A 15961-nucleotide genomic window follows, 5' to 3' on the forward strand; every position below is an offset into this window, starting at 1 on the left:
CCGCGCCACCGTGGGCCCGTGCTCGCGGCAGTTCACCCGCGGCGCTTCGGACTCCAGCCACACCTGGACCGTGCCCAAATCCAGCGCCCGCCACCGGCGCCGCCCGTCCCCACGGTCATACCAGCCCCGAGACCGCCCACACCGGCCGCAACGACCCCGACCGCCCTTGCGTGGGCGCACGTGCACCACCACCCGCTCAGCGGCCTCATCGAACTCCACATCCTCGATCACCGTGCGCCTGTCGACGCCCACCAGAGCACGCCATAAACTGGCCTTCGGCACGCCGTTGTCCGTTTCCTTGGTTCCTGACCTTCGACAAGCCAGAAACCTAGACGCAGCAACGGCGTGCCCCCAACTCCATGGCCAAACCAGCCACTCACACCACCCACGGAAACGTCACAAGAGCCCAAAAATGCCGGAAAATCGAGACGGCACCCTTCGGGACGATCACTCAAGATCCACACCGGGGTATAAAAAAGCCCGCTGACCTGCACTTATGTGCCATGTCAGCGGGCTCTTCCACCGTCGGGCTGACAGGATTTGAACCTGCGACCCCTTGACCCCCAGTGTAGTCCACAAGAGACAGTGACCAGCGGAAACCGGGAAACCGCAGCAAATCCTGGTACCGTACGCTGCCGTTCAGTGCAGTACAACGCGGTTCAGGACAGCACCAGCCTCCCATTCCGCTCCCACCGCTAGCGTCAAAACCGCTTTCCGAATGCCTTCCCAGCGGGTGTTCAAGACGCTGGCCGGAGTCTCCCCATACACCTATCCAACCCAACACGACGCAATCGACCTAGGACACCGCGCTTACTACCTGATCTCCTGCCTGGATCCGGCAATGATTGCGAACTTGTGCTGACGACAGCGCGAGGTGAGGCGCACATACCCGGAGAATGGCGCCAGCACCTCGCGGCTTACGCGCTTGCCACCTGACCCTAGACCCGCCGACACCGTCGGACGAGTTCTGGTACCCGTTTCGGCCGTCCAGCGAGCCGGAAACGGGGCGTGTTGGCCAGGGTCATCAGTACGATTCGTGGATCAGTCGGATTCGTGGTCGGCCGGTGCTGCAAGACCGGATGTGTTGGCGCGGAAACGGAATCGGGCGCGGGCTTCGGCGACCATTGCCGGGTCGAGCCCACGGTGAGTCTCGTCGGCGCGTCGCCAAAGCGCCACCGCTTCCGTACTGCGCTCACCGGTCGCCGCCACGTTGCCCAGACCGGTGTAGGCGCGCGCTTGCTCGTAGGGCATTGCGTTCAAGCCAGCCCGATCAGCGGCACGTTGGTAGGACGCTGCAGCCACTGCGTCGTCGCCGGCTTCGAAGCAGACCCAGCCGAGGCAGTTCAGCGCACGCACCACATCGGCTTCGAGCCCGAGTGTCTCTGCCTCCGCGAGTGCCTGCTCGGCAGCTTCGGCGGCTTCCGGAAACTGCCGGAGTGCGGTGCGGGCCAATGCAATTCCCCGCCTCGTGATCGCTGTGTTGCGACCGTTGCCGACTCGTTCGTAATGCCCGAGCACGACGCTCAGATTCTCCACCGCGGCGACGTGATCTCCGCGGTAGTGCTCGACCCAGCCGCTGTTAGCTAGCACTGTGATCTCACCATCCACATCACCCATCTCCCGGTAGAGGTCCAACGCCTCTCGGTAGCACTCTGCGGCCCCGGCAAGATCACCGCGATCGGCCAGTGCAACGCCGAGGTGCGAGGTCGTGCCGGCCAGCGCCCATCGATCTCCCAGGGCCACTGCAGCCTCTCGCGCACCGCGATGAACCGAGATCCACGGGTCCCACAACTTTTCCTCGAAAAAGAATCCGCGCAGGACGAACGCCAGATGCCAACAATGCTCGTATTCCCCGAGCCGCAGGGCCACCCGGCACAACTCCACCAGGTTCGGCCACTCCACGCGGATCCAGGCCAATGCCTGCTCGCGGTCGGTGAATCGCATTGGCTCCGGCGGCTCCAGGTGGCGCGCCCATTCGGGCTGGAAGCGCCCGGGGATCAGCAGCCGATCCGCCAGCGCCGCGGCGGCCAGCATCGCGTCGAGCAGCCGGCGAATACCGTCGGCCTTCTGCTGTTCCGCCGTTCCGGCCAGCACGGTTTCCCCGGCGAAGGCCCGGACGAGGTCGTGCAGCGCATACCGGCCTTTTACCGGCTGGTTCAGCAGGAACACGCCGTGCAAGCGCTCGGCGAAACGATCCGCCTCGCGCAGCGCCACCCCGGCTAGGGCTGCGACGGCATGCACGTCGAAATCAGCGCCCGGGTGCAGCGACAGCAGGCCAAGCATCCGGGACGCCTCGGCACCGAGGTCCCGCACTGACAGTTCCAGAGTCGCGGTCAGACTGCGCTCGCCGTCATCGAGCTGGGCGAGCCAGTCGGCCTCATCGGTCAGCCTCCGGTATAACTCGGCAAGGTCCCAGGACGCATGGTCCCGCAGCCTCGCCGCAGCGATCCGCACTGCCAGCGTCAGGTACCCGCAACGCTCGACAATCGAGTGCACCGCGGTGTCCTCCGCATCGACGTTCGCGATCGAGGCGAACAGCCGTGCGGCATCCACGTCGGACAACGGATCGAGTGAAACATGCGCGGCCCCGTCGAGCGAGGGCAGACGGTTCCGACTCGTCACCAGCACTCGGCATTTCGGCTCGGCAGGCAGCAGCGGGTGAACCTGGGCGGCACTGGCCGCGTTGTCGAAAACCAGCAGCACGCTACGCCCATGCAATCGGGACCGGTACAACGCCGCGCGATCGTCGACGTCCGCCGGGATCTCATCGCCCGGAACGTCCAGCATCCGCAGAAGTCGTTCCAGCACGTCCGCAGGATCGGCCGGCCCCCTGCCCGGAGTGCTTCCGTGCAGGTCGACGTACAAGCAGCCGTCGGCGAATGTGGACTCCAGCCGATGCGCGCACCGCACCGCGAGCTCGGTCTTGCCGACACCGCCCATTCCGGAGACAACGCACACGCCTCCGTCGGTCTCAAGCGCAGCCCTGGTCGATCGTTGCTCGGCCACTCGCCCGACGAAATGCGCGGACAACGCGGGCAAGCCGGAAGGCCGGGTGGACGGCCGGGTACGACGTCGCGCCTGGTCATCGGGCAGCAACTCGGTGAGCTCACCGATCGCGCCCAGTTCCGCTTCGCACAGCGCGGCCAGCGCGGGGCTAGGCGGGGCAGCGCCGGTCTCGACTTTGCTGAGGAATCCCTTGCTGTAATGCATGCGTCCAGCCAGTTCGGAAAGTGACAACCCCGCCCGCCGGCGCAGCTGCCGCAGTTCGGCACCGAAATTCGGACTCCTACCCACGTGCTCTCCTCCTTCGCGATTCATGCAGTGTGCCAGATAATAGAGCCGATCCGGCTATACTCTTCATTTATTCCGGCGGCCGGACGAATTCCGGGCGCCGCTTTCTCCTTGCTGTCGCAATTCGACGCTCAGCCGAAAATGACGTGCGGGATCAATGCGATCAATTCGATGAAGTGGATCTGCATCCCTCAGCGCACCCCCTCTCAACTTATTTGTGGTCTCGCGTGCCCTAGTCGGCGAATCCGCCGACTAGGGCACCGAGCCCCCACCCGCCAGCACCGCACCCGCGAGGAAGGCGACAACGACCAGCCAGAGCGACAACCTGACGAGCCTCAAAAAGGAGCATCGCACCTGCATTTCGACCCCTCCAGAACAACGCGAATCACCGGGTTCCCAACAAACCCGAAATCCGACATCAACCTTTCGACCCGACGCGATTCATCATGAGCTCGGCCCGCCATCACCGACAATGAGTTTCCCGTTTCCAACGAAACAGGAAACGATGCGACAACTTCCCGGACAGCAGGACTGGACAGCAGAAACCAAATTGGCCAATATTGAATCCGGTCGATGATCATCGGGAGGTGCAGTGGGCGGCCGAGCCAAGGACTGCGAGGAAGATCTCAAGGAGCTCCGCAAGAACCGGGGCCTGTGCCTGGCACGCACGGACCAGATCGGTGCCGCGCTGCGCGAGGCATGCGGCGTAACCGACGAGGACACTCCAGCCAGGACGGTAGACAAGGTCACCGACGCGGTGCGTCGGTATGCCGCGGCATTGGGCGGTGAACAGCGTCTGGCCACGCTCGCGGCGTTGGGGCTCCACGGACCCAGCACGCGGTTTCTGCGAGCTCGGCAGGAGTGGCTGTCTCAGGAACTGGATCGCGACTTCCGCACCGTCCGGCGGCGCATCGACGAGGGCTTCGCGGAACTGGCGTCACTTCTCACCGCCGCGAAGACGCCGGCTGCCGCCACCCCGGGTGGCGCATGGCACACCGAACGACTGCGAGTCTTGCTAGCGCTCGACCGGGAACAACCGGAGGCATTCGTGTTCCGGCGGGTAGTCGCCGACGTCCAGGAGATCGACGAGCTCGACCTAGCGGTCACACTGACCGCCTCCAACCGGTCTCCGACGTCCCGAGAAAACGATTTCTCCGTCGACGTGTTCTCGGGCGGCACGTTGGTGCACCGGAAGAAGGAGTCCAGCGAGCGGGTCGGCCTTGCGCTGCGTCTGCCGAAACCTTTGCAGCACGGCGACAAGCACGAGGTCGCGATGCGGTTCCGCGTGGCCGAGATGCTGCCGCATTACGTGTGCGTGCCGAAGAGCCCGTGCGAGGAGTTCGATCTCACCGTGCGGTTCGGCGCCCGCCTACCCCGAATGGTCGGGAGGCTGGGCAAGGTGTTCCAGAACGATGTCCTGGACGAATCCGTGACCGGCAAGCGCCTGGCCCCCGATGCCGCAGGTGAGGTACGGGTGCACTTCCGGCACCTCGACCCGGGGTTCGCTTACGGTGTCCGCTGGGAATGGTGACGTGCCGCGCCGGCTAGGAAGCTTCTTCGGCCGACCAGCCCGGAGACCCCGGCCCAGACTCGGGCAGCAGCCGGACCGGTGTCCCCAACTCCGGGGTCGAGTGCCGCGGCTGGTCGGTCAGCGTGCGGTACAACTCGTCGATTCCCCGCAGGCTCAGTTCGGTGACTACGAAGTGCGTTGCAGCGTAGGGCTGGAGGAAATCGGGAATCTCCTCGATGCGACGCCCCGGCAACACCACCGGGAGGATACGTTCGATCCAGCGCCTGCGATCACGCTGGATCAGGTCCCGCAGCAGTGCGGCCTCGGACCGGCCCCCCAGGTTCTCATCGTTGGGGCCACGCCCGTCACCCATCTTCCGGTACCCCGGCGACGCGATCACCAGCGTGTAATCGCACTCGTAAGTATAGTCGGTCGCCCACGGATACCAGTCGCGGCGCTGTACCCCAGCCCAGAAATCGGCTTTCACATCGATCGCGTACTTCCTCAGCAATTTCGCGAACTCAAGCACCTGCGCGCAGTGCTGATCACTGTCTTGGGTGTACGAGATGAAGGTGCTCGGGTCCTGCACGGTTTCCCCTTCTTGGGTCCTCGGGCTCACAAGGCGCCAATGAAACCACACCCTGGTGGACACCTGAACCACTACCACTGGACAAATGCTGGACAGATCGCCCCTTCCGTTGTTCTATTCAGAATGGATGTGGCAGCGTTCCAGCCCGGCGCCGATCATGGAACGAAGGGCGGGTGATCGTGCCGAATCCGGAACAAACCGGGCAGACGCCGCATGTGTATGTCTTCCGGGCACAGCAATCCGCTGACCATGTTGAACTCGTGCGTGCCTTCGCAACGATGCTGCGCAGCGTCGGCATCGACGCGAAAATCGAAGAATGGCGTGACGCGCAGCGTTCCGATGAGGTCGCCGACGAGATCGCACGGTTCGAGCGCGCGGACTTCATTCTGGTAGTGGCCTCACCGGAGATGCGACGCCTGATGGACAGCACCGAGCAGGGGCCCGTCGGCGACACCACCCACGTCGGTGCGGCCCTGGCGCGGGACAGGCTCGCCGGAAACCTCCCGGATGAACTCAAGAGGATGCTTCCCGTCGTGCTGCCCGATGCGACTGTGGAGGACATTCCGAGAATGCTGCGGTCGTACTCCACGAGCTTCTACCAGATCCGCGACTTCGACATGGACGACAAAGACGTCCGCAACCTGCTGCACGTGTTGCGCGAGGTGCCGCAGCACACCGAGCCGCCGCTGGGCGGCCCGTATCCGCTTGCCTCGGAATTGTGGCAACCGGATGCCGTGCAGGCGGAGGACCCTGCGGACGTGATCCTTCGTGACGGCGCGACTGTCGTCCTGGACGGGCGCATGTACCTCGTGCACGGCGAAGTCGAATCCCCTGGCGGCGAGGGTGGTCCGGTGACCCTCCGGCAGGCGCGAGCGTTGCTGATCGGTGACCCGAATGAGCGCGTGTGGTTGCGGCAGGTAGAGCGCAAGGCCGATGCACGAGATGTCGACGAAACCTTTGCGGCGTTGGAAAAGGAATCCGAACTGCTGGACAAGATCAGGACCGAGCACGCCACCATGCCCCGTCCAGCGGCGCTCGTCGGCGAAGGCCGGACACGGACTCTGGTGCTCGAATGGCCACGCCGGGACGTCCCGCCCGAGGACTTCGAGACGCTCGCCGACTACATTCCACACCCCACCGAGCTGGATTCCACCGTCGTGCGCCGGGGATTGGAGGCACTGGCCGGGCTGTGTCAGCTGTTGGACGCCCTGCACCGGCAGCAGTGCACTCATCGCGAGCTTGCCCCACACACGGTCGTCCGGATCGACGAAGACCATCTCGCACTGCGAGACCTGGGAGCCGCTGGACGACCGGCCCGCCCAGGCAGCGATAAGTCCGGTTACCAAGCACCAGAGCAGACTCTCCGCGGCCGCGCAGGGATCGGCCCCTGGACCGACGTCTTCCGGCTGGCCGCGGTCGCCTACCACCTGATCAGCGGTCGGCTTCCGGACGAGGCCATGCCGCTGCCGGTCCGCGCGGTCTGCCCCGTAGTGCCGGACCGCGCGGCCGCAGCGATCGACGCCGCGCTTCATCCCGACCCCGCCCGACGCCCCGCGATCCACGAACTGGCCGCCGAACTCCGGATGTGACACCGCATGCTTAGAGAAGTGCACCTGCCCGGCGCAATCCACCTGGTCCCCGGGGACTGCTTCAACGAGGGGCTGGTCCGCAGGCGCGACGAGCGAAACGGGCTGCCCGCCGGAGTCGACCAGATCGTCCGCGATCTCGGCGCCAGACCTGACGGTGCGGCAGCGATCGTGACCCAGGGGCAAGACCGGCCAGGTCTCCGGCTGCACACCTACGACTACGTTGTAAGCCTCACCCCGAGCAAGAAACGGGATTTCTTATGGGTCAACAAGGCCGATCCGTTCGGTTTTGGCCATCACGCCGCGCTTACCCGTTGCTTCCTGTTGTTGCGCTGCCGGTGGCGGGTAGCGGCACGGCCGCGGGAGGTTCCGCAGGATGCCTCCGTGCGCTGGGACAAGCTGTACAAGGAATGGACCCGCCTCGAGCAAGAGCTGGCCGACCTAGCCGCGGTGGCGCGCCTGAAGCCGGAACACGCGCGATATCTCGATCTACTCACGACGTTCAACGAGATCGCATGCGCCGCTGAGCAGAATCAGCCGCGACGGAGTGGATTCGCCTACCAGAAGGTGACCCCGGTCGGCGAGCCCGGCTTCACCTCTGCAAGTACATACGCCTTTCACATCGTCGACCGTAGTCCCGAGCGGCGCTCATACGTGCAGATCGGCGGTGACGGCGAACGGCGCGGGCAGGTGCTGCGGGTCGCCGATGGTGCGGCGACCGTGCGATTCGACAAGCCGTTGGATTACGAACGTCTGCCGCAGCAGGGTGAGCTGATACCCGCCCGCATCGATGCCGTGCACGTCAAGCGCAGAGAGGCCGTCGAAGCGCTGCGCTCGCGCCGGACCCAGCACCGCTCGGTGCTCGACGTGCTGGTCAGTGGACAGGTTTCGCCGATCTCACCGACGCAGGCCCAAAGCGCACAGCCGCTGGACCCCGAGCAGCTGACCGCGTTCCGTAAGATGCTGCGTGTCGAGGACATGATGGTGGTCCTCGGTCCGCCGGGAACAGGCAAGACGCGGGTGATCACCGAGCTGGCCGGTGCGCTCGGACGATCCGAGCGGGGCAAGATTCTGATCACCTCGCATTCTCACAAGGCAGTGGACAACGTCCTGGCCAGGATGCCCTCCGAAGTCGTCATGCTTCGAATTGGGAACGAGATCGACGTCAGTCCCGATGTCCGCTCGAACCTGCTGGAGGTCTACGCGGCTGATCTGCGTGGCGAAGTCGTCAAGCGCAGCAAGCGCAAGGCAGAGCAGTACACCGTCCTGCCGACGGCATACCGCTGGCATACCGAGCTCGGCGCCCGCATCAAGTGGTGGCGATCGGCCCGCACCGAACGGGAATCGTGCGCCGCCGAGCTCGACCGGTGCCGCCGCGCGGCCGGTGGGCCTGCGCAGGACCGCGTCGACGAGTTGTCCGAACAGGTTCGCCGGCTGGACAAGCGCTCGGCCCGCGCCCAGGCACGGCTGGACCGGCTCACCCGCCGCGGGGAGCACATCGGAATTCGCCTCTTGCCGAGCGTATTCGGGCGCCTGCGCGACTATCAACTTGCCAACCGGCGAGAGAAGGTTGGCAAGTACTCTCGCGTTCTCGAGCAAGCACGGGACGCCTTGCGGATTGCCGCCGACGAGCTCGAAGCCTTTGTCGGCAATGTCCCCCAGGTGCAAGCGGCGCAGCGGAAAATGGATGAGGCCGACAACAACTGCGCCCGGCTGCGGGGCCAATCGCTGGATGCCATGACTGCGCTTCGCAACACGCTGCTGTCTATTGAACTCCTGCCGGAGGTGCGCGACACCGACGACGAGTCGATGCTGCAATGGCTCGACGACATGCACGACGGGTTGCAAACTCGGTTCGATCTCCTGAACGCCCGAGCAAAGCTACTGGACGACTGGCATGCAAAGGTCTCTTCCTGCCCAACCCGGCAACTGCACCCCGAGCTGATCCGCTATGCGGATGTCATCGGCGCGACCTGCATCGGATCGGCCTCGAACAAGGAGATCGCCGCGGAGGAGTTCGACCTGGTGATCGCGGACGAGGCCGGGCAGGTCAAGACCTCCGACGTGCTGATTCCGCTGATCCGTGGCAGACGCGCCGTTCTCGTGGGCGATGACATGCAGCTGCCACCGGTGGCCGAGCCCCACGTGGAGCGCGCGATCAACGGCCGGGACGAGGACGAGGCGCTGCTGGCGCTGTCCCGCAAGAGCCTGCTGGAGACGATGGTCGCCGCATTGCCCGCCGACAACATCGTGCAGTTGCGGACCCAACGCCGTATGCCCGAAGTGATCGCGGAATTCGTCTCCGACCACTTCTACCGGGCAACCCTGAGATCCGATGTGTCGCCGCCGCGTGGCGACGCGCTCTTCCGCAGCCCACTGGCGTTCGTGGACACCTCAAGTCTGCCTGTTCAAGACCGCCGCGACCGCCGGGTCCAGGGTGAGGAGGCCGGGTACCTCAACAGGGCCGAAGCACGGCTGCTGAACCGCTTGGCCGAGCACTACCAGCGCAACAACGTGGAATGGGCGCTGATCGTGCCGTACCGCGCCCAGCTGGAGCTTCTCAAGGAGATGGCCCTGGAGTGGGCACCGAACCAGGAGGCCGTGGACACCAACCTGGGCACCGTGGACGCGTTCCAGGGCGGAGAGCGCGATGTAGTGCTCTATGGGTTCACCCGCAGCAATTCCGGTGGCCGAATCGGCTTCCTCGAGGACCTGCGGCGGATGAACGTCGCTTTCACCAGGGCCAAGCAGCGGCTCGTGCTCGTCGGAGACCTCAAGACTCTGCATGACGCCGAAGACCAACAGTTCCGCGAGCTGATGGACTCACTGCACACCCGACTGCGAGTCAGCGGAGATTTGTGCACCCATCCCGAAATCATCGCGCGGCTTACCGAACTGGGATCGTGATGTCACAAGCGCAATCGCCACAGCGAGCCGATTACACGGGGATCCGTGTGCTGGAGGACGCGGCGTTCCGGCAGGGGCTCCACCCGAACCGCCTGTTCGAGCTGCTGTTGCCGGTACACGAGGTCGAGGTCCAGGCCACCACCAGAACGGGGAGGCCCTACGGCCTCATCGACAAGTTCCTGGAACGTGCCATCGCCGAAAGCCGGATCACGACGGTGCCCGGACTCGCCGGTTTCCTGGGCCTGGAGCCGGTGCTGGTGGACCGTGCGGTCCGTGTGCTGCGGAGCATCGGTCACCTGCCCGCGCACAGCAATGCGCTCGAACTCACCGATCTCGCCCGGGAATCGCTACGAGACAACACCTGTTACGAAATCCGTCGCCAGGACCGGCGGAAGCTCTACTTCGATGCCTATCGGTGCGAACCGCTGCATCGGCGCCACTACGGGGACCCCGCGGCATTCCTGAACCGGGCAGAGGCATTCGCCGCCGCGAAAGCGGACCCGCCGCGCCGACCGTTGTCCTCCCCCTACCAATTCCGCCGGGAAGCGTTGGAGAACTTGGCACGCCGCGCCGATCGCGAGGAGTTCAACCTCCCGCTCAGCGTGGAGAATCCGCGGGATGTCCGGCCGGAATATGTGTTTCTTCCGGTCCTCGTCGTGCGGGCGGTGGCACGTGGCGGCCACGTCCGCTACCTGGTCTACGGCGCGGGCTCCGGCGAACTCGACGAAGGACTCAGCGATCTGTGCACCGGCACCCCGGAGATCGCCGGAGTGCTGGAGCGCGAGACCCTCTCGGTCGCTGAGCAAGAACGGCGTATCAGGCGGTGGTTGACCAACAAAGGCATGTCCGGATACGAACCGATGCTGTCACCCGACAAATCGTGGCACGTCGACTTCGGGCCCGAGGAATTCGAGCCGATCGGTACGCGCAAGTTGAATGGCGTGGGCTCGTTCATCGATCTGAGAAGCGTGGTAGTGCGGGTTCGGTGTAAGGACGCCGATGTCCGGCGCCGTGCGTTGCTCGCGCGGGCCGAGTCAATGCTGCACCGTTGCCGGTACCGGCCCGACGAGCGCCCCACAACGCTCCGGCACCTCGGCGAACAGCTGGAATTTCCGGATCTGAATGCGAGCAAGCTGCGCGCGCTGGCTCACGAGGCCAACCGGAGCGACCTGGTGGAGCTGATCGACGAGCTTTTCGGAGAATCCGAGCCGGACACCTGACATGACCGCTGTCCAGTGGACAGTTTCTGGACAAAGAGGGTTCGCGACCACCTTTTTCATGGATATCGCGTACGCGGTGCGGCTAATGTCCGGCGGTCACAAACGCGAAGCACAACAGCTGTACGGGAAGCCCGGCACTGCTTCGCACTTACTTGGGCCGAAGGAGCAACGTGGTTTACGTCAAGCCCTACGTCAAGCGGGACGGCACCAGGGTTCGAGGACACATCCGTGGACTTCCCACGCTGAACGGACGAGGCATGGCGGGCATCGGCGGCCTGGTAGTCCTGCTCCTCGCCGGGCTCGCGCTGTGGGCATTCGGCACTTCGGGGGGTAGCACCACGGAACCAGGGCCGGCGGCATCATGGGATGCCGCCGGCTTCACGGTGCACGAGGTCAACAATTCGCGCGACACCGACTGCGGCCTGAACTCTTACGGCGCTGTACCTGAGTTCTTCACGCAGCACCCCTGCGTCGGCTTGCAGCGCAAGCTGCTAAAAGCCGAAGACGGCGAAGGCAACTCGGTGCTGATCGCGACATCACGCACGGACATGCCCACTTCGGACGAAGCCGACCTGCTCCGGCAACTTGTCGACCGGCCGGGCACCGGCAACGTAGCTGATCTGGCACGAGTAACCCCTGGATACACCAGGATCAGGTTCACCGGACGGTACTACGCGTCATCTGCCATGGGTACGACGGTTCGAATTGCGGAGGCAGAGCCGTTGGCCGGTAGTCCCGTTGCCGGAACCATGCGCAGCCTCGCGCAGTCGGCGCTTGAACACCAGTAGATCGATCAGCAGGTTTCCTGGACAGGGCGTTCCCGGTTCGATCCGGTATCAGCGCGACGGGCCACTGCGGAATCGCCCGTTCAGTCTATGGTGTCCGATTGCGAAGTGCGGCAGTCTGTTCTGCTGGCCTGCATTTGGACAGCTCTGCGCCACCGCACGAAGCGACGACCTTCAGTTTCTCTCCGACAGGGGGATCAAGCGGCATGTCCGCTGACATGGACGAACATCGGCGGCAGCTCGTGCGCGCCAAGGCCGATCAGTGGGCCAAGAGCCTGATCGAGCTCAGCTCCCGGAACACGCTGCTGAACTTCAAAAACACCAAGACGACCAGCCTCGACCTGACTAGCGGCGATCCCGCTGCGGTACGGGATTTGCTGCGCGGAAAGGCCGTGAAGCTAAGCGTGCTGTTTCAGGAATCTGGAGCGCACAAAGACGCCTGCACCCGCGCGCGGAACGTGCGGCGCGCGATGCGCACGCTCGCCGAAGAACAGGGCATCGACGTTGGCAAACTCGCGCAGGGACTGGTCCGCACCATACCGCGCGACGGCTCCGCCAGCGCTATCGGCCGACTCCGCGCTCCCCTGCTACTGCGCACGCTGCGGATCAACGCCCGCACCGTCGCCGACAGCGAGTTCGAGCTGGAGCTTGCCGACGACGCCGAGCTCAACCCGGTACTGCTGTACGCGCTGGACAAGGACTTCGGACTCCACCTCGACGTCCAGAAATTCACCGCTCGCGCCGCCGGTCTGCTGTCGGATACCGACGATCCGCTGGCCCAGCCGGAAGCCGTGCACGCCGAACTCGCCGCAGTGGCACAGGCACAGGGAGTCTCCCTCGAGCTGGAACAGGCGCTGGTGTGCGGGCTGTTCAACTACGAGAAGCAGCCGATGGTCGAGGACCTGCACGGCGCGGGTGATCTGCTCGCCGGACACGACCTGGTGGCTGCGCTGGCCGGGCACGAACCGTCGAAGCAGGCGGTCTCCGAGCGCTCGCAGCACTTCTCCGCCCCGGCAGCCGACGCGATCAAGCCGGCCGACGAGTTCCTGGTGCAGGACGCGGACTCTTCCCAACAGGAGGCGGCCGGGATTGCCCTGGCCGGGCACGACGTCCTGGTGGAAGGCCCGCCCGGCACCGGAAAGAGCCAGACCATCGCCAACATCATCGCCGGTGCCGCGGCACGCGGGATGCGCGTGCTGTTCGTGTCCGAAAAGCGCGCGGCGATCGAAGCGGTGACCACACGGCTGGCCCAAGTCGGTCTGGAAGGGCTGGTGTTCGACCTGCACCAGCAGAAGACGGACAAGAAGCACGTCGCGCGGCAACTGCACGACAACCCCCTCCCACCCCGCACAACATCACGACTCCCAAAATCCTCCCAAAAACCAGTTCACCAGCCACAATGGACGATCAACAAAAGATCCACACCACAACACAAGAAACCCGCTGACCTGCACTTACGTGCCGATCAGCGGGCTTCCGCCAAACGTCGGGCTGACAGGATTTGAACCTGCGACCCCTTGACCCCCAGTGCCGCCCACAAGCGACGGTGACCTGCGAAAACCGAGAAATCGCAGGACAAACGGTACAACTCAACGTCGTTCTGTGCAGTACAGCGCAGTTCCATCCACCACGCTCCTCCCGCTTTCCTCCCACCGCAACCGTCAAAACGACCACATGATCGTCACTTACCGGAATCGACATGTCCCCGCTTTCTTTGTGTCCCCATGGCCACCCGCTGGGACCAGGGGAAGTTCTGCTCGGCTGGGAGGCGTGTGGCGTCCTGGCACGCAGAACGGTGGGCACCGGACATAGACCGCGTGCGGTGCGCACGGACGCTGGCGAAGACGCTGAGGGAACCCTGCGTCACCCCGTACGAACCTGCTCGGGCAGACGCGGCATCATGCGACCCGCGTCACGACACAGTCGTTGAGCTCCGCGCAGGCAGAAAAGGACTCGGCGTGCCGCTCCACGACACAGCAAGGCGTTCTCGCGCCCGAGTACAGGCGACGAACAACAGGCAGCGTTGTTTGAGCACGTCACCGGCATGCAGCCTGCTGTCCACTTCCCTCGGCGTGACTTCCCTCGCGAAAGGAATCGCCCCTGCGGTCGCGCCCACCACGGCCACGCAGCGGAATTCGAGACCCTTCATTGCGTGCATGGTGGCCAGACGGATGCCTTTGTCGTTCTCTTCGGGGCGGCCCTTCACCCTCACCGCAGGCACACGCAGGCCCGTCAGCCGGTCATGCACCTTGTCGAGCAGGACGTTGAACCGCGCGCATACCGCGATCTCTTCCGGGAGGACATCGTGGTCGAGCCACTCCTGAACATGCTCCACCACCGCGGTGATCTCCGCGTGCTCGTTGTCGTAGCCGTTGCGGTCCGGTTCTTTCCCGGTGAGCAACGAGCGGTATCCGACGAGGGTGTCCACGCCGTCACCGCCGAGATCGTCGACCCGTTCCGTACTGAGGATCCCGGTGGCCCAGGTAAGAATCTCGGCAGTGCTGCGGTAGTTGATCCGCAACCGACTACTGCGTCCGGTGACGGGAATCCCGAGGGAGCGAAGCGAAATTTTCGAATCGTAGATCCGCTGGTGCGGGTCCCCGGTGATGAAAAGGTCGTCCGGGCCCTCGGCGACCGCGGCACGAACCACGCGCCACTGTGACGGATGCAGGTCCTGTGCTTCATCGACGACAACGTGGGAATACGGGCGCTTTTCGGCCCGCATCAACGAGTCAGCCGCCTGATCACAGATCAGCAGGTACGTCGTCTTTCCCGCCGCGCGCAGCTCCGCCCGGAACGCCTCGAACGCCTCCCACAAGCGCTTACGATCAACTGTGCGGATCGTCGTCGAGCCCCGTCCGCGACGTACGGCCGCAATGTACTTGGCTTCCGTTGCGACCCCCTGGGCAAGCACGACATGCCGGAATTCCTGCTCCAGGAACTGTTCGGTCCAGGGCAAGTCGAGCCGACCCCGAATCTGGCGCCAGAGTTGCCGCTCGTCGATGTCGTTGATCGGAACAGGCCCTTTGCCGGTCCGTTCACGTACGACCCGGTAGGCGTAGGAGTCCACGGTCGTCACGTCCACCCGGTCGAGTTGTTCCGGATCATCGAGCAGCAAAGCGAGATTGTCGCGCAGCATGCCTGCCAGCGCGTTCGTATAGGTGGTGAGCAGCACCCTGGTGTCCGGCGACCGGGACAGCAAGTGCTTCACACGGTGCAGCGCGACCACGGTCTTTCCCGTCCCCGGCCCGCCGGTGACCTGGGCGGGGCCGCTGTACGACGACCGGTACGCGACACGACGTTGCGACCGGTGCAAGAAAACCCGCCATGCCGCGAACGGCTTGTCGAGGATATCGGCGAGCTCGTCGCTACTGGCGACCAGGGCGATACGGTTGCGCGAGTTCGCGATCGCCGTCGCGAGGCTACCGCTGCCGGGTTCGGGGACGACCGGGCGACGTTCGGCGACGACCTGCCGGTACACCTCCTCCGGCGAGAACCCTTCGGCGAGGAACTGCAGAACTTCGAACTGGTCCTCCGGGAGGAAACTCCCGAACGCGTCCAGCTGTGTTTCGTCAGTGATCGCTCTGGCTGCACGCAACACCTGATCGTCGATCCCGAGACCGCGCAGCACGGTATCGGAATGGTGCTCGAAGAGACGACGTGGTGCGGTCGCAGCGTGCTGTTCCAGTGGCGGGGTGAGGTCTTCGATCACCTGGACGTCACGAACCTCCACCGCGTGGGTCGCGGTGTTGATCGTGTAGAGCTGCTTCGCCGCCCAGGTGTAGGCATCGTCGTGGGGTACGACCCGGACCAGTAGGAAAACGTCGCTGCCGTCATCCGGGGCGAGGACGACGCCGCGCCAGAAGTTGCTGATCCGGATGGATCGCAGCCGCCGGTCACGTGCCTTGTCGACGGACTCCAGATGTAAACCCTTGTCAGCCCGCAGTTCCGCCATGGACAGCAAGCGGAATTTCTCAATCGCCTTGTCCACCTGGGTTCTGACCTTCTTCTCCAGCTCCGCGTAGCTCTCCAGGAAGCTCCGGGCCAAGGCAAGTTGAGGCATGCTGCGTCCC

10 protein-coding genes are annotated in these 15961 nt (G+C 64.8%); 6 read left to right on the top strand and 4 right to left on the bottom strand.

Going from position 1 to position 15961, the window contains the following annotated elements; all coding sequences use genetic code 11:
- Together AC07EQ_RS08970 and AC07EQ_RS08975 are read right to left on the bottom strand one after the other, a co-directional pair.
- A partial coding sequence (locus AC07EQ_RS08970; RefSeq protein ID WP_478387463.1) for a transposase family protein occupies positions 1–282 on the bottom strand: 282 nt, incomplete at its 3' end.
- 759 nt (positions 283–1041) lie between these two features.
- Entirely contained in the window at positions 1042–3294 is a 2253-nt protein-coding gene (locus AC07EQ_RS08975) for a helix-turn-helix domain-containing protein (RefSeq protein WP_478387464.1), read from the bottom strand.
- A gap of 589 nt (positions 3295–3883) precedes the next feature.
- Here AC07EQ_RS08975 and AC07EQ_RS08980 point away from each other — a divergent pair.
- The gene (locus AC07EQ_RS08980; RefSeq protein WP_478387465.1) at positions 3884–4822 is read left to right on the top strand and encodes a hypothetical protein; all 939 of its coding nucleotides are present in this window, start codon (positions 3884–3886) and stop codon (positions 4820–4822) included.
- Positions 4823–4835: 13 nt separating this feature from the next.
- Here the strand turns inward: AC07EQ_RS08980 and AC07EQ_RS08985 are convergent, their stop codons facing one another.
- The gene (locus AC07EQ_RS08985; RefSeq protein WP_478387466.1) at positions 4836–5390 is read right to left on the bottom strand and encodes an SEFIR domain-containing protein; all 555 of its coding nucleotides are present in this window, start codon (positions 5388–5390) and stop codon (positions 4836–4838) included.
- Positions 5391–5563: 173 nt separating this feature from the next.
- Here AC07EQ_RS08985 and AC07EQ_RS08990 point away from each other — a divergent pair, with 173 nt between their 5' ends.
- The 5 genes from AC07EQ_RS08990 (at position 5564) to AC07EQ_RS09010 (ending at position 13393) form a co-directional block, all read left to right on the top strand.
- Positions 5564–6979 carry an SEFIR domain-containing protein gene (locus AC07EQ_RS08990; RefSeq protein ID WP_478387467.1) on the top strand — a complete coding sequence of 472 codons (1416 nt, stop codon included), beginning with the start codon at positions 5564–5566 and terminating at the stop codon, positions 6977–6979.
- Positions 6980–6997: 18 nt separating this feature from the next.
- Complete coding sequence (locus AC07EQ_RS08995) at positions 6998–9883, top strand: DEAD/DEAH box helicase (protein ID WP_478387468.1); 2886 nt, start codon at positions 6998–7000, stop codon at positions 9881–9883.
- A 47-nt stretch (positions 9884–9930) separates the two neighbouring features.
- The gene (locus tag AC07EQ_RS09000) at positions 9931–11103 is read left to right on the top strand and encodes a hypothetical protein (RefSeq protein WP_478387469.1); all 1173 of its coding nucleotides are present in this window, start codon (positions 9931–9933) and stop codon (positions 11101–11103) included.
- Between the two features lie 170 nt (positions 11104–11273).
- Positions 11274–11891 carry a hypothetical protein gene (locus AC07EQ_RS09005; protein WP_478387470.1) on the top strand — a complete coding sequence of 206 codons (618 nt, stop codon included), beginning with the start codon at positions 11274–11276 and terminating at the stop codon, positions 11889–11891.
- Between the two features lie 203 nt (positions 11892–12094).
- The gene (locus AC07EQ_RS09010) at positions 12095–13393 is read left to right on the top strand and encodes a DUF4011 domain-containing protein (protein WP_478387471.1); all 1299 of its coding nucleotides are present in this window, start codon (positions 12095–12097) and stop codon (positions 13391–13393) included.
- Between the two features lie 407 nt (positions 13394–13800).
- Here AC07EQ_RS09010 and AC07EQ_RS09015 read toward each other — a convergent pair whose 3' ends face one another.
- Positions 13801–15951 carry a UvrD-helicase domain-containing protein gene (locus tag AC07EQ_RS09015; protein WP_478387472.1) on the bottom strand — a complete coding sequence of 717 codons (2151 nt, stop codon included), beginning with the start codon at positions 15949–15951 and terminating at the stop codon, positions 13801–13803.
- Between the last annotated feature and the right edge of the window lie 10 nt (positions 15952–15961).

It is taken from the genome of Saccharopolyspora sp. NPDC045839 (assembly GCF_056431645.1).